An 18069-nucleotide genomic window follows, 5' to 3' on the forward strand; every position below is an offset into this window, starting at 1 on the left:
CCCACGGTCTGTACTGTTGGCGCAGTCAGATGCTTAGCGTTCGTCCCACCACCCCTTCAAGTTCTACCATACAAGCAAGGCTTGCCCGCGAAGGTGACATGAGCCTGCGCGCTGGAATATCGACGCGTCGGTTTATTGATTCATGATGTGTACCTGCCTGGGTCATGCACTACTCGGACAGCTGCCGTTCAGTTTCACCGCGAAATAATCCCCCGTCTCCCTTCGCAAGGCAGCTTCCGATGTCATCTTCTCTGGCCGTGCGGCCATCCCCGGCGCAGCGCCGCCAATCCCTGTGGCTGGGCCTGTTGGCGCTGCTGTTGTTCGTTGCCGGCAACGTCCACCAGACCGCCATCGGTTTCGACTCGCGTTTCGTCATGTTCGCCCAAGAGATGCTGCGCAACGGCCCCAGCTTCTTCCCCACCACTTACGGCCAGCCCTACGCGGACTATTCCGCCACCTCGACGTTCTTCGTCTATCTGCTGTCGTGGCCTTTCGGCCAGGTCAACAGCTTGACCGCCTGGCTGCCGACGGCGATCGCCAGTGCCACGGTGGTGGTGCTGATGTATCGCCTGCTGGCGCCTTATTCTCAGCGCTGGGCATTTGCCAGCCTTGCACTGATGACGATGAGCCTGATGTTCATCAGCGAGACTCGCGCGGTGTCGCTGGACCAGATGCTTGCGGCGGTGGCCTTTGCCGTGTTCTACCTGGCATACACCGCCGATCACTTTGCCGCACCGCGGCGGCTGGGCTGGGTGTTTGTCCTGCTGGCGCTGGGCTTTGCGATTCGTGGCCCCATTGGCCTGGTGATCCCCACCGGCATGCTCTGCGGCTATTACCTGGTAAGTGGGCAATGGCGGCGACTGTTCGCGGTCGGCTTTGCCGCCCTGGGGCTGCTGGCCATCGGTATCGGCCTGACGCTGTGGCTGGCCTGGCTCAGTGGCGGCGATGCCTTCGTCCAGGATGTGATCCGCATGCAGGTGGTCGGCCGCATCGACGGCTCCGAAGGCGCCAGCGGCCCGCTCTACTATTTCAGCAGTTCGCTGGGCAACTATGCGCCGACCTATCCCCTGGCCTTGCTGACGCTGGCCGTGCTGGCCTGCAGCCGTAAAGCGCGGCACAGCGAGGCGATGCGCCTGATCGCCGGGTGTACCGTGGCGGGGTTGATCGTACTGGTCGGGTTGTCGATCCCGATGGCGAAAAAAGCGCGCTATGTGCTGCCGATGTTGCCGATGGCCGCCGTGGTGGCCGGGTATGGGTTTCAAGCCGCAGGGGGGCGGGCGCTCAAGGCGTTGCGCGTGCTGATTCAAACGCTCTGGCTGATCCTGCCCGGAGCGCTGATCGTCGGTCTCTGGGTGGCGCAACGCAAGCTGGGCGAGCCGGTCGCTTCGTTGATCTGGATTTCGCTATTGCTGGCCGCGCTGCAGATCATGGCGCTGGTGACGTTGCTGTGGCCGCACTGGCGCAGCACGAGCCTGGGGGCCAGCGCGGTGCTGGCGGTGTGGCTGGCCTATGTCGGCGTGGTCGAGCCCTTGCAGCATGGGCAGTACGACACCCGCCAGTTCAGCGAGGCGGTCTATCGCAAAATCCAGAGCGCCCCGGCACCCTTGGTGCTGCACGGGCTGACCAAGGACGGCAAGGCGATCAAGTTCATGGTCAATATCGATGCCGATCTGCCAGCGACCTTCACCAGCAGCGCCGACCAGTTGCAGGCATTGCGGAGTCCGGTCTACGTCGTGGTCAGTCAGGACGATTGGCAGGCGCTGCCAGCGGCTGTCACCGGGCGCTTCGAGCAAGTGCTGCAGGGCCAGTTCGACAAGCAGCCTTACCTGTTGATGCAATTGCCCAAGTGAATGTAGCGAGGGGGCTTGCCCCCGAAAAGTGTCCAGTCAACCTGATTTGGTTGGCCGGGCTGTTTTCGGGGGCAAGCCCCCCCGCTACATGAAAGCTGGAATCAGGCCGAGGCTTGGCCCTTCCACTTGCCGTGTGGGATCGGCAATTCGCGCGACTCGCCGCGGCCGATCGGATAGTAAGTGAAGCCCTTGGCCTTCATGCGCTCGGCGTCGTACAGATTGCGACCGTCGAAAATCAGCGGTGCGGCTAGGCGCTTGTGGATCATCTCGAAGTCAGGCGCCTTGAACTGCTGCCATTCGGTGCAGATGATCAAGGCGTCGGCCGTGGTCAGCGCCGCTTCTGGCGTGCCCATCAGGTGCAGCTGCGGGTGCTCGCCGTAGATCAGCTGCGTCTGGTGCATGGCCTCGGGGTCGAAGGCGCGCACATGGGCGCCGGCCTCGAACAGGGCTTCCATCAGCACCCGGCTTGGGGCGTCGCGCATGTCGTCGGTGTTGGGCTTGAACGCCAGGCCCCAAAGGGCGAAGGTCTTGCCGCGCAGATCGCCTTGGTAATACGCGTTGACCCGCTCGAACAGCTTGTTTTTCTGCCGGTGGTTGATGGCTTCGACGGCCTGCAGCAGGTCGCTCGAGCAATTGGCTTGTTCAGCGCTGTGGATCAGGGCGCGCATGTCCTTGGGGAAGCACGAGCCGCCGTAGCCGCAGCCGGCATAGATGAAGTCGTAGCCGATACGCGAGTCGGCGCCGATGCCCTGGCGAACCGACTCGATGTCGGCGCCCAGGTGCTCGGCCAGCTCGGCGATCTGGTTGATGAAGCTGATCTTGGTGGCGAGCATGCAGTTGGCGGCGTACTTGGTCAGCTCGGCGCTGCGCAGGTCCATGAACATGATTCGGTCATGGTTGCGGTTGAACGGCGCGTACAGCTCGCGCATCACCTCGCGCACTTCCTCGCGCTCGCAGCCGATGACGATGCGGTCCGGGCGGCGGCAGTCGTTGACGGCCGAGCCTTCCTTGAGGAATTCCGGATTGGAGACGATATCGAAGTCCAGGCTGCGGCCGCTGGCCGCCAGCGCCTCGTCGATGTGCGCGCGCAGGGCATCGCCGGTGCCCACCGGCACGGTGGATTTTTCGACCACGATCAACGGCTCGGTACGGTGCCGGGCAATGGCGTCGCCCACCGAAAACACGTATTTGAGGTCGGCGGATCCGTCATCGCCCGACGGCGTGCCCACCGCGATGAACAACACCCGACCGTGCTCGGCCGCGAGTTTTTCATCGGTGGTGAAACGCAGGCGCTTGTTCGCCAGATTCTCTTTGACCAGATCGGCCAGGCCCGGCTCGAAGATGCTCACTTGCCCCTGTTCGAGCAGCTTGACCTTGGCTTCATCGACATCCATGCATAGCACGTCATGGCCGACTTCGGCCAGAACGGTGGCTTGTACGAGGCCGACATAGCCACTACCGATTACACTGATTTTCATGCGCGGATCCTAAGGCTCGATACGGGGTGTGCGTCTTGAGTTGATGGTCAGGACGCCGAGGATGACCAAGGTCACTCCCAGGGTTTTGAAAGCGGAAAAATCTTCGTGGAAGGCCGCAATGCTGGCTGCCAGCAGATAGACCAGTGCGTAGCTGATGCTCAGTAGAGAGTAGGCGCGGCCCAGTGGCAGATCCCGCAGTGCCATCAGCCAGCAGCCCATCGACAGACCGTAGGCGAGAATGGCGCCGACGATGATGGCCAGGTCCGGGTACGACAGGCTCCCTGCGCTGAACGCATGCAGCCACTGACTGGGGACCGGCAACCGCGCCATGCTCCAGCGCATCCCCAACTGGGCACCGCTGACCAGTACCACGCTGGCGGCGGCAAAGCTCAAGCCGCGTTGCAGGCTCATACCTGCCACCCCAGGCACAGCACGCCGAGCATGATCAGGCCCACTCCCAGCCAGTGGCGACGGTCGATGTGTTCACCGAACAGAAACCGCGCAGCCAGGGTAATCAGCACGAAATTCAAGCTCAGCATCGGATAGGCGATGCTCACTTGCAGATGCTGCAGCACCAGCAGCCAAAGCAGCAGGCCCAAGCCCAGGCTGGCCAGCGCCAACCATAACCAGCCGCTGCTCAGCTTGCCCAGCAGCCCGCGTTTGGCATGGGCGCCGCGCCAGCTTTCGACGGCGTGCTTCTGTGCGATCTGGCCCAGGCAGGTGAGCAGGCAGGCGACCAGCAACAAGACGAAGATCATGGTGGCGTCTGTGCATAAATGAGGATCACCAGGCCACCTTGTTCATAGCGTTTGGCGTCGGTAGGCAAGCGATCCAGTTCGTGGTCTTCGCCTTCGCCCTTGATGCGCATGATCACGCCCACGGAGCCGGCCTTGCGGGCATCGACGATCCACTGGCCGACATTGTCGAGGGTGACGCGTCGATACTGGGTGTCGGGGTAGTTGAGCCCGTAGTTGGCTTCGCCCTCGGTGTTGTAGAGGAAGATCTGCGGCTTGGCGGTGTGCCAGGCGACTGCCGCCGCGGCGCCCAGCTCGTTGGCCATCAGGCTGTTCATCTGTTTGAGTTCGGCGCTGTGCCGGGCGATGAAGGCGTCCGGGGTCTTGCGATTGACCACCACAGCGGGCAGGACCGCCGGTAGCACCGCCACCAGCAGGCCCATGGCCAGCGCCGGGGCCATCCAGTAGCGGACGGGTTTGAAACCGCTCACGAGGTGGATCACGACCCATGCCAGCAGCACGGCACAGATCAGCGCCACATGCCAAGGCTCATGGATATAGATCAGCCGCCGGTGTTGCACGGCCGCCAGCATGCCCAGGCAGACGATACCGAGTGCCGCGTTGAGCAGCGAGTTGACCCGCAAGGCGCGATGGCGACCGGCCTCCAGTGCGGCGACCAGGCTATGCCCCATCAACAGCGCCAGCGGCAGCATGCACGGCAGGATATAGGTGGGCAGCTTGCCCTTGGCCAGGCTCAGGAAGGCCAGTGGCAGCAACAGCCACAGCGCCAGGAAGACGATGTTCGGTTGCAGGCGCTGACGCCAGCTGTGCTCCAGGGTCATCGGCAGCAGTGCCGCCCACGGCAGGCTGGACAGCACCAGCAGCGGCAGGTAGAACCACATCGGTTCGCTATGCTGCGCGTCATCGCCGGCGAAGCGCTGGATGTGCTCGTGCCAGAAGAAAAAATGCCAGAAGTCCGGCTCCTGCAGGTGCACGGCGATCGCCCAGGGCAGGCACACCAGCACCGCGACCAGTACCGCCAGCATGCCGTAGCGCAGCAATTCGCCGAAGCGCTTTTGCCAGATCATGTAGGGCACCGCAATCAGCACCGGCAGCGCCAACGCCAGAAAGCCCTTGGTCATCATGCCGATGCCACAGCTCAGGCCCACGCCTGCCCAGGCCCACAGGCGCATGCGCCGGCTGTCGCTATCGAGCGCCCACCACAGGGCCATGAAGCTCAGGTTGACCCACAGCGTGAAGGGCGGGTCGATATTGCTGTAGCCGGCCAGGCCAACCACCAGCCCGAAACTCATGTACAGCACGGCGCAGGCCAGGCTGCGACGCGGGTCGCGCCACAGGCGTTGGGCCATGAGGTAAGTGATGAGCACACTGAGACCCAGGCTGAACGCCGAAGCTACGCGCACGCCGAACAGGTTCTGGCCGAAAACCGCCTGCCCGGCGGCGATCATCCAATAGCCGGCCACCGGTTTTTCGAAATAGCGCAGGCCCATGAAGTGCGGCGCCGCCCACTGGCCAGTCAGGAGCATTTCCTGGCTGGCCTGGGCATAGCGGGTCTCATCGGGCGCCCACAGCCCGTGGAACGACAGCGGGATCAGGTAAAACATGGCACACACGAACATCAAGGATAGAGCGGCCCGTTGTCGGGTCATGGTTGTTGCACTCCCAACCAGCCTTCGCGGCCATTCAGGTGCCCGCGGCGCAGGTGGCCGACGGGTATCGAGTCGTGGGACGCCGGCAACATGTCCCCCAGCGGCGTGAAGCGGATGCCCTGGCGTTGCGCCTGTGCCAGCAACTGGCGAAAAGCCTCTGCGTACAGAATGCCTTCGACTTCGGCATGGATGGTGTACAGGTTCAGCGCCTGGGGTTTGAAACGTTGCAGGATCCAGGCGTTGAACCCTTCGGCGCTGACCTGCGGCCCGACCACTTCGTCGAAGGTAGGCAGGTCGACCGGTATCTGCACGGTCCCCGGCTGGCCGTCGGCCAACTGCGGACGAAAAATGGAGGTCCCGCGGCAGTCGCTGTTATAGCGAAAACCGAAGGCCTGTTTGGCTTGCACGACACGTTCATCGCTACGCCAGCCGGCGGTCGCCGAGCAATCGACGGCGCGGCCGAGAATATCGCTGAGGGTATCGACCCCGCAGCGAATCTGCTCGTGCAACTGGGCATCGCTCCAGCGTCCGGCGTTGGCCTGCCAGCCATGGTGATCCCAGGCATGCAGGCCGACTTCGTGACCGGCGTCCTGGGCCTGGCGCATCAGGTGACCCAGATCACGGCCGATCGGTTTGCCCGGCCAGGCGGTCCCGGCCAGGAGAATGTCCCAGCCGTACAACCCGGCGGCGTTGGAGCGCAGCATCTTCCAGAGGAACTGCGGCTTGATCAGCCGCCACAGATGCCGGCCCATGTTGTCCGGGCCGACGCTGAAGAAAAATGTGGCCTTGACCTGAGCCTCGGCGAGCATGTCGAGCAGCCGCGGCACCCCTTCACGGGTGCCTCGGTAGGTATCGACATCGATGCGCAACCCCGCCTGCATTAACGTTTGCCTTCCCGTTCCAGCATGGCTTCGCGCAGGAAGAAGTCGAGGGTCTTGCCGATGGTTTCGCTCAGCTCTACCGTCGGTGCCCAGTTCAGCAGGCGGCGCGCGTTGTCGATGCTTGGCTTGCGATGCGACACGTCCTGGTAGCCGTTACCGTAGAAGGTCTTGCTTTCGACTTCACGGAAACCGGCGAACGGCGGGAAGTTGCCGCGCAACGGGTGGGCTTCGAACTGACGCAGCAGCTCTTCACCGAGTTGGCGAATGCTGGCTTCGTTGTCCGGGTTGCCGATGTTGATGATCTGGTTGTTGCACACGCCGTTCTGGTTGTCGATGATCCGCGCCAGCGCTTCGATACCGTCGGCCACGTCGGTGAAGCAGCGTTTTTGTGCGCCACCGTCTACCAGGCGAATCGGGGTCCCTTCGACCAGATGCAGAATCAGCTGGGTGATGGCGCGCGAGCTGCCGATACGGGCCGAGTCCAGACGGTCCAGACGCGGGCCCATCCAGTTGAACGGACGGAACAGGGTGAATTTCAGACCCTTGTCGCCGTAGGCCCAGATCACGCGGTCCAGCAACTGCTTGGACACCGAATAGATCCAGCGCTGCTTGTTGATCGGGCCGACGATCAGGTTGGAGGTGTCTTCGTCGAAGTTCTGGTCCTGGCACATGCCATAGACTTCAGAGGTGGACGGGAAGATCACACGCTTGTTGTACTTGACGCAGTAGCGAACGATCTTGAGGTTTTCTTCGAAGTCCAGCTCGAACACGCGCAGTGGGTTGCGGGTGTATTCGATCGGCGTGGCGATAGCCACCAGTGGCAGCACCACGTCGCACTTCTTGATGTGGTATTCGATCCACTCGGAGTGGATGCTGATGTCGCCTTCGACGAAGTGGAAGCGCGGGTGGCTGCGCAGGCGCTCGATGGCGTCGGAGCCGATGTCCAGGCCGTACACTTCATAGCGCTCGTCCTGCAGCAGGCGCTCGGACAAGTGGTTGCCGATGAAGCCGTTGACGCCCAGGATCAGCACGCGGGTCAGGCGCGTCGGACGGCGGTTCTGGGTGCTGATCAGGCGCGAGCCTTCGACCAGGCCCAGCTCGTTGGCCAATTGCGCGCCACTGAGGAACAGCCCGGCATCGCCGCGCTGGCCGGCGCTGATCACCAGCGAGTCCTGACCGCAGGCAATGCGCAGCGGATTGGCGCTGATGACCTGGCCCGGCGTACCGCCTTCGTTGCCGGCCACGACCTGGGCGTTCCACACGATCAGTTTGTTTTCGCCCACAGCGCAAAAGGCGCCCGGGTATGGCTGGGTGACGGCACGCACGAGGTTGAAGAGCTTCTCAGCGGGCTGGTTCCAGTCGATCAGGCCATCGGCCGGTGTACGGCGACCGTAGTAGCTGCCCTGGCTGATGTCTTGCGGGGTTTCCTTGAGGGTGCCGGCGGCCAGCTGTGGCAGGGCATCCTTGAGCAGGGCAGCGGCGGCTTCGCGCAGTTTGCCGTGCAGGGTCAGGGCGTTGTCGGTGCGCTCGATGGCGACGCGCTGTTGGGCGGCGATGTCGCCAGCGTCGGCGCGCTTGACCATGCGGTGCAGGGTTACGCCGGTTTCGGTTTCACCGTTGACCAGTACCCAGTTGGCCGGCGCGCGACCGCGGTAGTGCGGCAGCAGCGAGCCATGCAGGTTGTATGCGCCGCGTGGGAACGCGCTCAGCACGTCATCGTTGAGCAGGTTACGGTAGTAGAACGAGAAGCCGATGTCGGCGCCCAGCTTGCGGATGCGTTCGATCCAGATCGGGTGGTTGACGTCTTCCGGGGCGTGCACGGCGATGCCTTTGACGGCGCACAGCTGCGCGACCGACCCGTAGAAGGCGTTTTCCTTGGGGTCGTCAGCGTGGGTGAACACTGCCGCGATGTCGTAGCCGGCGTCCAGCAAGGCTTGAATCCCGGCACAGCCGATATCGTGGTAGGCAAAAACAACGGCTTTCAGAGTCATGACGCAGCCTTGGTGGTGGAGTTGGCAGAAGAAGGTTGGGTGTCGCGCACGGGTGTCTTGCCAGGGTTGCGTAGCACTCGCTCGATGAAGAAGCGTGGGCGCGCCCGCACATCGCTATACATGCGCCCCAGGTATTCACCCAGCAGGCCCATGCCGATGAACTGGCCGCCGGTGAACACGAACAGCACGGCGAACAGCACGAAGTTGCCTTCACCGGCCCAGTGAGCGCCGAACATCAGCCGCAGGACGATCAGGATGAAGGCGAACAGCACGCCCAGGAAGGCCATGATGAAACCGACGATGCTGAGCATGCGCAGCGGCGTGGTGGTCATGCAGGTGACCAGGTCGAACATCAGGTTGACCAGGCGCATCGGGCTGTATTTGGAATCGCCGTGCTCGCGCTCGGCGTGCTGCACCAGTACCTCGGTGGTGTGGCGGGCGAAGCTGTTGGCCAGGATCGGGATGAAGGTGCTGCGCTCGCGGCACGCCAGCATGGCGTCGACCACAGAGCGGCGATAGGCGCGCAGCATGCAGCCATAATCGCTCATGGCCACGCCGGTGGAGCGCTGCACGGCCTTGTTGATCAGCTTCGACGGCCAGCGGCGCAGTGCCGAGTCCTGGCGGTTGTTGCGCACCGTGGCGACCACGTCGTAGCCCAGGCGCGCTTGTTCGAGCAGGCGCGGAATCTCTTCGGGCGGGTTCTGCAAGTCGGCATCCAGGGTGATCACCAGATCGCCCTTGGATTCTTCGAAGCCGGCCATGATGGCGGCGTGCTGACCGTAGTTGCGGTTGAGGATCACCGCCACGACCTGGCTGCCTTCGCGCTCAGCGGCGCGCAGGAGCATTTCGCCAGACTCGTCGCGGCTGCCGTCGTCGACCAGCACGATCTCGTATTCGCAGTCGAGTTGCGAGCAGGCGGCTTCGGTACGGCGCAGCAGTTCAGGCAGGCTTTGCTCTTCGTTATAGACCGGGATGACGATCGAAACGCTATTGATTGGGTAAGGTCTCACGGGCGACGTCCGAGGGTTGTTTCAATGGCGCAGGCAACACGCTCGACATCGTCGAGGGTCATGTCGGGGAACAGCGGAATCGAGCATAGGCGCGCCGAGTTCCACTCGGTCGCGGGCAGCTTCACGTTCGGGAAGCGCTCGCGGTACCAGGTGTGCAGGTGTGTGGCGATGAAGTGGATACCGGTACCGATGCCTTGCTCTTGCAGGCCTTTCATGAAGGCCTCGCGGTCGATGCCGCAGCGCTCGGGGTCGACCCGCACGATATACAGGTGCCAGGCATGCTGCTGTGGATGACTGGGCAGCTGCAACGATTCGATCGGCAGCGCTGCCAGGCGCTGCTGGTAGGCGCCGGCGAGCTTGGCACGTTGGGCGTTGATGGCATCCAGGCGCTGCAATTGCACCAGCGCGATGGCGGCATTGATATCCGCCAGGTTGTACTTGAAGCCGGGCTCCATGACCTGCGCCTGTGGCTTGCGGCCATGGGTCATGCGGTCGTAGGCGTCGACGCCCAGGCCATGAAACTTGAGCATGCGTACGCGATCGGCGAAGGCTTGATCGTCACTGACGAACATTGCACCTTCGGCGCAGGTCATGTTCTTGATGGCGTGGAAGGAGAAGATCGCCGTGCCTTGCTGGCCGATGCGGCGGCCGCGGTACTGAGTGCCAGCGGCATGGGCGGCGTCTTCGATGACCTTGATGCCGTGACGGTCGGCCAGCGCGTAGAGCGGATCGAGGTCGAACGCCGCACCCGCGTAATGCACCGGAATCATCGCCTTGGTGCGTGGGGTGATGGCCGCCTCGAAGGCGCTGACGTCGCTCATCAGGGTATCGCGGTCGACATCGATGAACACCGGCGTGGCGCCCAGCAGGCAGATCATGTTGGCGGTAGAGACCCAGGTCTGCGAGGGGGTGATGACTTCGTCACCCGGGCCGATGCCCAGTGCCAGCAGGGCGATGTGCATGCCGCCGGTGGCCGAAGACAGCGCGACGGCATGGCGGGCGCCTACATATTCGGCAAATTGTTGTTCAAGTTCCTGGGCCTTGGGCCCGGTGGTGATCCAGCCGGAGCGCAACACCTGCTCGACGGCGGCGATTTCCTCATCGCCCATGCTGGGGCGCGAGAAGGGCAGAAAACTTTGGCTCATGGCATTCCTTCAGGCTAGGTTTCGCAGGCAACTATCGGCCATTCGCAGCAGGCTCGATGCCCATGTAAAGCGTAGCGGTGTGTGTCTGCACGTCTAGGCCAAGCCCGGTTGCAGACCGGTTACCCTGTGATCCGTTGGCCGACGATGCGGCGGTTGGCGCGATGGTAGCTCGCTCTGCTCCCAGGGGAAATAAGCCATATGCCGAGATTTAGAGTTGTTCAGCCACTGTTCATGTTGGACGCAATCTAGGGCGGCCGCGGTACGTTTGCGGTGAAGCGTTTGTCAAAAATATGTCGACGAACTTTGGACCATCATGAAGTTTGTATCCGGCGGGGCTATGTTAATTCGTTGCCCCGCTTATAATTGCCTCGCTATCTAAATAATAGGCCTGCTGACCGGTTCAGACAGGCAATCAAGCGAGTCCGTTCATGCCTGACGTTCGCCCTGTGGCAATCCCCGCTGTACCCATCGTCAAACCACCCCTCTGGCTGTTGGTGATGATCACCATCAGCGGCACCCTCGCCATGCACATGTTCGTTCCGGCCCTGCCCGCGGCGGCTCGGGCTTTCGATGTCAGTCCGGCGGCGATGCAGATGACCATCAGTGTCTATATTCTCGGCCTGGCCGCCGGTCAACTGGTGTATGGCCCGCTGTCCGACGGCCTGGGGCGACGGCCGATGCTGCTGTTCGGGCTGGCGCTCTATACCGCCGGCAGCCTCCTGGCGGCGTTGGCCGGGGATGTTCATACCCTGGTCGCGGCGCGTCTGCTGCAGGCCCTCGGCGGCTGCGCGGGGCTGGCGCTGGGGCGGGCCATGGTGCGGGATACCTCGACGCTCGACGACTCGGTAAGGGATCTGGCGTTGCTCAATCTGATGGTCATGGCAGGCCCCGGCCTGGCGCCGCTGGCGGGTTCGCTGCTGTCGGTGCACTTCGGCTGGCGCTCGATTTTCGTGGTGCTCGGCTGCATGGGGCTGGTGACGCTGCTGTTCAGCTGGCGGCATCTGCCGGAAACCAGTCGGCCATCCGGTGAGGTCAGCCTCAAGGCATTGCTGCGCGATTATTCACGGTTGCTGCGCCTGCCTTCGTTTGTCGGCTATGCCCTGGGCGGCGGATGCACCACGACCTCGATGTACGGCTTCATCGCCGCGGCGCCGTTCATCTTCGTCGATGAGTTGCACCGGCCGTTGCAGGAAGTGGGCGTGTACCTGGGGATGCTGATCGTCGGCATGTTCGTCGGCAATGCCCTGACGCGACGGCTGATCCGGGTGGTGCGCCTGGAGCGCCTGCTGCTGGTGGGCAACTTGATCGGCCTGTGCAGCGCGCTGAGCCTGCTGCTGGTGGTATTGCTCGGCGAAGTGAGTGTGCTGACGGTCATGATCCCGATCTGCCTGCTGACACTGGGGGCAGGGCTCGCGAGCCCGGCGGCGATGACCAAAGCCTTGAGCGTGGATGCCCATCTGGTGGGCTCGGCGGCGGGGTTCTATGGCTTTTCGCAAATGCTGGTGGGAGTGCTGTCGACCAGCGCGGTGGGCCTGGGCCGCGATCCGGCGTTGGCGGCGGCGATGGTGCTCAGCATTGCCGCAGTGCTGGGTTTGCTGGGGTTCTGGATGGGTGTGCGTAACGAGCGCAAGGACCGGGCTGTGGATAGTCTGGACTGAAACACCCTTGTAGCGGGGGGGCTTGCCCCCGAAAGGTCTATCGGCCCAGACGATACGGCTGACACGATCTTTCGGGGGCAAGCCCCCTCGCTACAGGTGGGTCTCGCGTCTATTTAGCCCGCAACTCCTCGCGCAAATCCTTCACATCGCCGCTCGACACCGCAGGGGCGGCATTGCCCCAGCTGTTGCGCACGTAAGTCAAGACCGCCGCCACGTTGTCATCCGACAGGTTCCAGCCAAACGCCGGCATCGCCGGTGCCGTCGGTGCGGCGTCGGTAGCGCCGGCGCGACTGCCGGACAGCACCACGCGGATCATCGACGCCGGATCGGTGCCATTGACCAGCGGTGCGCCGGCCAGTTTGGGGAACAATCCTTCCACGCCTTCACCCTTGCCCACATGACACGCCGAGCAGCGATCGGCATAGATCGCCTTGCCGGCGACCATGGTCGGATCGCTGGCGGCCAGGGCCTTCGGCGCGTCGCTGGTCTTGGGATCGTCCTTGAGGTAGACCGCCACCGCCATCAGGTCCTCGTCCTTCCAGTGCTGCGAAGAATGCTCCACCTCTTCGGCCATGGGGCCTGAAGCGATATCGAAGCGGTTGGCGCCGGTCTTCAGGTACTGGACGATGTCCTCGGCAGTCCAGCCGCCGATACCGGAGTGGGTGTTGGAGGTGATGTCCGGAGCCACCCAGCCCTGCAAGTTGTTGCCGCCCAGGAAGTGGTCGTTGTCGTCTCCGCCGATAAGGCTCTTGGGCGTGTGGCAGGTGCCGCAGTGCCCTAGCCCTTCGACCAGATAGGCGCCGCGATTCCACTGCACGGATTTTTGCGGATTGGCCTTGAACTCGCCCTGGGTGAAGTTGAGCAGGTTCCAGCCGATCAGACTGGTGCGGATGTTGAAAGGGAAGGGCAACTGGTTGGTTTCAACCGGGTTGTCCGACGGTTGTACCGTCTGCAGATAGGCCCAGATGGCCATGTTGTCCTCGCGCGAGACCTTGGTGTACGCGGTGAACGGCATGGCCCCGTAGAGCCGCTTGTTGCCCGGGCTGTGGCCTTCGGACATGACCTTCTGGAAGTCTTCGAAGGTCCAGCGGCCGATGCCGTGGACCGGATCCGGGGTGATGTTGGCCCCGAGCAGTTTGCCGAACGGCGTATCCAGTATCACGCCGCCGGAAAACAGCGGCTTGTTCGGCAAGGTGTGGCAGGCGGTGCAGTCACCCAAGGTCGCCAGGTAGCGGCCCTTTTCCACCAGGTTGTAAGAGTCGCCGCCAGTGCCCGCGTGAGCGTAGCCAACGGCCAGGCCCAGCAGGCCGGCGCACAACGAAAGGGAGGTCTTCATACGCTGATCATCTCCCCAGGACGCTTGAGGTAGCGGCTGCGGATGGCATCCGCCGCTTTGAACGCCAAGGCACACACGGTGCCCGTCGGGTTGTAGCCGGGGTTCTGCGGAAAGGCCGACGAGCCCACCACGAACAGGTTCGGCACGCCCCACACCTGCAGGTGCTTGTTCACCGAGCTGGTGGCCGGATCGGCGCCCATGATGAAGCCGCCGACGATGTGCGAAGACTGATAGGGCGCGCTGTCCCAATGGCCTTGCTGACTTTTGACCACCATCTCCCGTGGATTCATGCTCTTGGCGATTTCTGCGACCTTGCCGATGCAGTACTTGGCCATCCGCCGATCGTTTTCCGGGAAGTCGAAGGTGATGCGCAGCAGCGGTCGGCCGTGGGGATCAGAGTAATTCGGGTCGAGCGACAGGTAATTGGTGCGCACCGAATAACTGCTGGCCTCGCAGCCGATGGACATGGTGCTGAGGTAGTTCTTGACCGTGGCCTGCTTCCATTTCGCGCCCCACGCCGGGGTACCGGGCGGAACCGGCCGCGAGTCGATGGGCGCGGCGCCGATCGGCGTCACGCGGGTGCTGCCGCCGCCCATGAAGCCAAGCCCGGAGTGGTCGAAGTTGTCGTTGTTGAATTCGTCGATGCCCATGCCGATGGCGCCGCCACCGATGAAGGGATTGAAGTTCTTGTCATCGAAGAACATCTGCACGCTGTTGGCCGTCTGGTAGGCGTAGTTGCGCCCGGTGGTGCCGGTGTTGCTGACGGGATCGTACGGCTTGCCGACCCCGGACAGCAGCATCAGCCGCACGTTTTCGAAGATGAAGGCCGAGACCACCACCAGGTCCGCCGGTTGCTCGAACTCATCGCCATTGGCGTCCACATAGATGATGCCGGTGGCCTTGGTGCCGGTGCTGTCCATCACCACCTTGAGCACTTCGGCGTTGGTCACCGCGGTGAAGTTGGGCTTGCGGATCAAAGCCGGCAGCACCGTAGTGATGGCGCTGGCCTTGGAGTAGTTGGCGCAGCCGTAGTTGGTGCAGAAGCCGCAATAGGTGCACGGCCCCATTTTCACGCCGAGGGAGTTGGTGTAAGGCTGCGAAACCAGTGCCGAGGGCACCGGGAACGGCTTGTAGCCCATGTTGCGCGCCGCTTCGGCGAACAGGGTCGGGGCGTAGGTCTGCAGGGTCGGCGGATTGGGGTATTCGGCCGAGCGCGGGCCTTCGAAGGTGTTGCCGCCTTCGATGATCTGGCCCTTGATGTTGCCGGCCTTGCCGGACACCCCCGCCAGGCGATCGAACGCGGCGTAGTGCGGTTCCATCTCTTCCCAGTCGGTGCCCCAGTCTTGCAGGGTCAGTTCGGCCGGCAGTTCCTTGCCATAGCGCTCGGTCAGGTGGCTGTGCAGGCGAAATTCATGGGGCTGGAAGCGAAAGGCGATACCGGCCCAGTGGTTACCGGCGCCGCCGGTGCCGTTGCCGGGGTGGAACGAGCCCCAGGTGCGCATCGGCAGGGCGGTTTCGCTAACGCTGTTGCGCATGGTGCAGGTGTTCTGCTTGGTGCGCAGCATCAGCTCCTGACGGCGGTTGTAGCGCAGTTCGTCGGCCGCCGAGGCGAGGTTGAAATCGCTGGCGGTATCGCGCCAGGGGCCGCGTTCGAAGCCGATGACGTTGAGGCCGGTGTCAGTGAGTTCGTTGGCGATGATGGATCCGGCCCAGCCGAGCCCGACAACCACGATGTCGGTGGAAGGTAGTTTCTTGGCCATGCGGATTAACCCTTCTTGTTCCAGGCGGAGCTGCCGATGATGGAAAGCGGTACCAGATCGAGCTTCTGGTTGTGCTGGCCGATGTAGTCGCGGTAGTCGTAGCGTGCGCCGGGGAAGCCAATCATCTTCCAGGACACCATTTCACGGTTGCCGCCATAGATCGGGTCGGCAAAAAAGCCTTCCATGGTGTTGGCCAGCACTTGCTGGAAAAACAGCTTGCTGTCGATGCCGTCGAGCTGCGCCGTGCCTTTCTCCAGTGCGGTCAGCACCTGATCGCGCTGTTCGGCAGACAGGCCGCTGAAGGGCTTCTGGAACTGCGCCTGGCAATATTTGCTCAAGGCGGCGAGGCCCAGGGTGTAGCGCTCGCGCGGGTTGAGCGCGGACTGGTCGCCTTGGGTCGGCGTGCCGGGCTGGAACGGGCCTTCACGGTACAGGCGGGCGAAAGTGCCGTATTCGCCGGCCAGCTGGCGGTCGATGAACACCGCGCAACCGGCGTCCTTGCCGCTGACACTGAGGTCATCGGCAGGGATCAGGCGTTCGACGATGGCTTCGACTTCACGAGCCTGCTCGACGCTGAAGAACTGCCAGCCTGGGGTGTCATAGTGTTGGGGGCCGTTGTGGTCGAAGGGGATCCATTGCGGTACGCCGGCCAGAGTGGCGGCCTTGGCGCTGGCCGCCGCGCCTACGGCGACGGTGGTGGCGGAGGTAAACAGCAGTTGCCTGCGGGTCACTCCCTTGCTGGGCTTGTCGGTCATGCAGGGCTCCTGCAACAGGCGCTCAGCAAGCTATCCACACGGATACGCGCAGTGAGGCCGTTGCGATGTGATCACGGTTGTACCTTGTCTACGCAAGGTGGGTGCTGTTCGGGGCAGGTGCGACTTTTGGTAGCGCGCGCGATTTGGTCGTGCCATGCAAAAATAAAGCGCGTGCAAGATAAGTCATCTATATGACTGCCCTGTTTTCAGCTTAGACATATTTGGACACATTTGCGCCCGGCAATCGGTAACAGGCTATTGCGTGGGCTGTAACAATCCAGATTCCTGTAGCGAGGGGGCTTGCCCCCGATCATGATCTGTCAGCGATATCTGGGGGCCGCGATATCTTTCGGGGGCAAGCCCCCTCGCTACATGGTTGATCTTTGTGTAGCGCGGTGCGATTTTGTCGGGCAGCCATTCCGGCGTTTTCTCACAAGGATCGAGTCATGACGACCGCTTGCCCACGCTCCCTCGCCGAGCGCCTCACGGGCATTGATGAAATCGAATGCATCACCCCTGATCTCAACGGTGTACCGCGCGGCAAGGTCATGACCGCCGAGGGTTTTCTGGAGGGCCGTCGTCTGCAACTGGCCCGGGGCGTGTTGCTGCAATGCATCATGGGCGGCTACCCGGACGCCCAGGTCTACGGTGCCGACGATGGCGACCTGGCGCTGGTGCCTGATCTGGCCCAGCTGTATCGGCTGCCCTGGAGCGATCACCCGCGCGCGCTGGTGATCTGCGATGCTGACGAGCTCGATGGCCAACCCTCGCGACTGTCCACTCGCGGCCAGCTCAAGGCGGTCATCGCCCGCTACGCGGCGCGGGGTCTGGCGCCGGTGGTGGCCACCGAGCTCGAGTTCTATGTGTTCGATCGTCATCGCGATCCACAGCAGCCGTTTTTGCCGCCCGAGGGCCTGGATGGTCGTCGCGAAGACGGCGCCAGCGCGTTCAGTGTCAGCTCCAGCAATGGCCTGCGGCCGTTTTTCAATGAGGTCTATCGTTGCATGGCCGCCTTGGGGCTGCCCCGCGATACCTTCATGCACGAAATGGGCGTGAGCCAGTTCGAGATCAACCTGCTGCACGGCGACCCCTTGCTGCTGGCCGATCAGACGCTGCTGTTCAAGCACCTGCTCAAGGAGGTCGGGCTCAAGCATGGCCTGATGGTGGTGTGCATGGCCAAGCCGCTGGCGCACACCGCTGGCAGCTCGATGCATATCCATCAGAGCCTGGTGGAGCAGGGCAGCGGCCGCAATGTGTTCAGCGACGCGGCGGGTGAGCCGACGGCGCTGTTCCGGCATTTCATCGGTGGACAACAAACGGCCATGGCCGATTTCACTGCGTTGCTGGCGCCGAACGTCAATTCCTACCACCGCTTCATTCATCCTTTCGCTTCGCCGAACAATGCCTGCTGGTCGCTGGACAATCGCGCCGCGGGGCTGCGTATTCCGGCCAGTTCGCCAGCAGCGCGGCGGGTCGAGAATCGCCTGCCCGGCGCCGATGCCAATCCCTACCTGGCGATCGCCGCGAGCCTGGCCGCCGGCCTTTACGGCATCGAGCATGAGCTGGAGCCGAGCGAGCCGGTGCAGGGCGAGATGACAGTGCCGGATAATTTGTCGCTGCCCTGTACCTTGCACGGTGCATTGGAGCGTCTGAAACGCAGCGAGCTTGCCGAGGAACTGTTCGGCAAGGAGTTCATCGAAGGCTTTGGAGCGAGCAAGCAGCTCGAACTGATCAGCTTTTTCAACGAGATTACCCCGTGGGAGCGCCGTGTACTGGCGGCCCACGCCTAGCGGCAGGGGCA

14 protein-coding genes are annotated in these 18069 nt (G+C 63.2%); 3 read left to right on the forward strand and 11 right to left on the reverse strand.

Features of this window, described 5'->3' with window-relative positions; all coding sequences use genetic code 11:
* Nucleotides 1-239 precede the first annotated feature (239 nt).
* Nucleotides 240-1850 (forward strand): ArnT family glycosyltransferase, encoded by a 1611-nt coding sequence (locus tag AC3WJP_RS10370; RefSeq protein ID WP_493721178.1) that lies wholly within the window; start codon nucleotides 240-242, stop codon nucleotides 1848-1850.
* Nucleotides 1851-1951: 101 nt separating this feature from the next.
* On the opposite strand, the gene AC3WJP_RS10375 is transcribed toward AC3WJP_RS10370, so the two are convergent.
* The 8 genes from AC3WJP_RS10375 to arnB are packed head-to-tail and all read right to left on the reverse strand — an operon-like array spanning nucleotide 1952 to nucleotide 10759.
* Nucleotides 1952-3328, reverse strand: coding sequence for a UDP-glucose dehydrogenase family protein (locus AC3WJP_RS10375; RefSeq protein ID WP_493721179.1), 1377 nt, complete (start codon nucleotides 3326-3328; stop codon nucleotides 1952-1954).
* Nucleotides 3329-3337: 9 nt separating this feature from the next.
* Complete coding sequence (gene arnF, locus AC3WJP_RS10380) at nucleotides 3338-3739, reverse strand: 4-amino-4-deoxy-L-arabinose-phosphoundecaprenol flippase subunit ArnF (protein WP_493721180.1); 402 nt, start codon at nucleotides 3737-3739, stop codon at nucleotides 3338-3340.
* The gene (gene arnE, locus AC3WJP_RS10385; RefSeq protein WP_493721181.1) at nucleotides 3736-4086 is read right to left on the reverse strand and encodes a 4-amino-4-deoxy-L-arabinose-phosphoundecaprenol flippase subunit ArnE; all 351 of its coding nucleotides are present in this window, start codon (nucleotides 4084-4086) and stop codon (nucleotides 3736-3738) included. Before arnE ends, arnF begins: the two co-directional genes overlap by 4 nt.
* A complete protein-coding gene (arnT, locus tag AC3WJP_RS10390; protein ID WP_493721182.1) occupies nucleotides 4083-5732 on the reverse strand; it encodes a lipid IV(A) 4-amino-4-deoxy-L-arabinosyltransferase in 1650 nt (549 codons plus the stop codon). Before arnT ends, arnE begins: the two co-directional genes overlap by 4 nt.
* Nucleotides 5729-6613, reverse strand: coding sequence for a 4-deoxy-4-formamido-L-arabinose-phosphoundecaprenol deformylase (gene arnD / locus AC3WJP_RS10395; protein ID WP_493721183.1), 885 nt, complete (start codon nucleotides 6611-6613; stop codon nucleotides 5729-5731). The genes arnT and arnD overlap by 4 nt, the downstream gene beginning before the upstream one ends.
* Nucleotides 6613-8604, reverse strand: coding sequence for a bifunctional UDP-4-amino-4-deoxy-L-arabinose formyltransferase/UDP-glucuronic acid oxidase ArnA (arnA, locus tag AC3WJP_RS10400; protein WP_493721184.1), 1992 nt, complete (start codon nucleotides 8602-8604; stop codon nucleotides 6613-6615). Before arnA ends, arnD begins: the two co-directional genes overlap by 1 nt.
* A complete protein-coding gene (gene arnC / locus AC3WJP_RS10405; RefSeq protein ID WP_493721185.1) occupies nucleotides 8601-9614 on the reverse strand; it encodes an undecaprenyl-phosphate 4-deoxy-4-formamido-L-arabinose transferase in 1014 nt (337 codons plus the stop codon). The genes arnA and arnC overlap by 4 nt, the downstream gene beginning before the upstream one ends.
* Nucleotides 9611-10759, reverse strand: coding sequence for a UDP-4-amino-4-deoxy-L-arabinose aminotransferase (gene arnB / locus AC3WJP_RS10410; protein ID WP_493721186.1), 1149 nt, complete (start codon nucleotides 10757-10759; stop codon nucleotides 9611-9613). The genes arnC and arnB overlap by 4 nt, the downstream gene beginning before the upstream one ends.
* 428 nt (nucleotides 10760-11187) lie before the next feature.
* Between arnB and AC3WJP_RS10415 the strand changes: the two genes are divergently transcribed.
* Nucleotides 11188-12417: a multidrug effflux MFS transporter gene (locus AC3WJP_RS10415; protein WP_493721187.1), complete on the forward strand. Its 1230-nt coding sequence runs from the start codon at nucleotides 11188-11190 to the stop codon at nucleotides 12415-12417.
* Between the two features lie 109 nt (nucleotides 12418-12526).
* Here AC3WJP_RS10415 and AC3WJP_RS10420 read toward each other — a convergent pair whose 3' ends face one another.
* The 3 genes from AC3WJP_RS10420 to AC3WJP_RS10430 are packed head-to-tail and all read right to left on the reverse strand — an operon-like array spanning nucleotide 12527 to nucleotide 16268.
* On the reverse strand, nucleotides 12527-13753 hold the full coding sequence (locus tag AC3WJP_RS10420; protein ID WP_493721188.1) for a c-type cytochrome: 1227 nt from the start codon (nucleotides 13751-13753) through the stop codon (nucleotides 12527-12529).
* A complete protein-coding gene (locus AC3WJP_RS10425; protein WP_493721189.1) occupies nucleotides 13750-15513 on the reverse strand; it encodes a GMC family oxidoreductase in 1764 nt (587 codons plus the stop codon). Before AC3WJP_RS10425 ends, AC3WJP_RS10420 begins: the two co-directional genes overlap by 4 nt.
* 5 nt (nucleotides 15514-15518) lie before the next feature.
* A complete protein-coding gene (locus tag AC3WJP_RS10430) occupies nucleotides 15519-16268 on the reverse strand; it encodes a gluconate 2-dehydrogenase subunit 3 family protein (protein WP_493721190.1) in 750 nt (249 codons plus the stop codon).
* 548 nt (nucleotides 16269-16816) lie between these two features.
* On the opposite strand from AC3WJP_RS10430, the gene AC3WJP_RS10435 reads away from it, so the two are divergent.
* Nucleotides 16817-18058 carry a glutamine synthetase family protein gene (locus AC3WJP_RS10435; protein ID WP_493721392.1) on the forward strand — a complete coding sequence of 414 codons (1242 nt, stop codon included), beginning with the start codon at nucleotides 16817-16819 and terminating at the stop codon, nucleotides 18056-18058.
* The last annotated feature ends 11 nt before the right edge of the window (nucleotides 18059-18069 follow it).

Source organism: Pseudomonas sp. GW821-FHT01A09 (assembly GCF_058986725.1).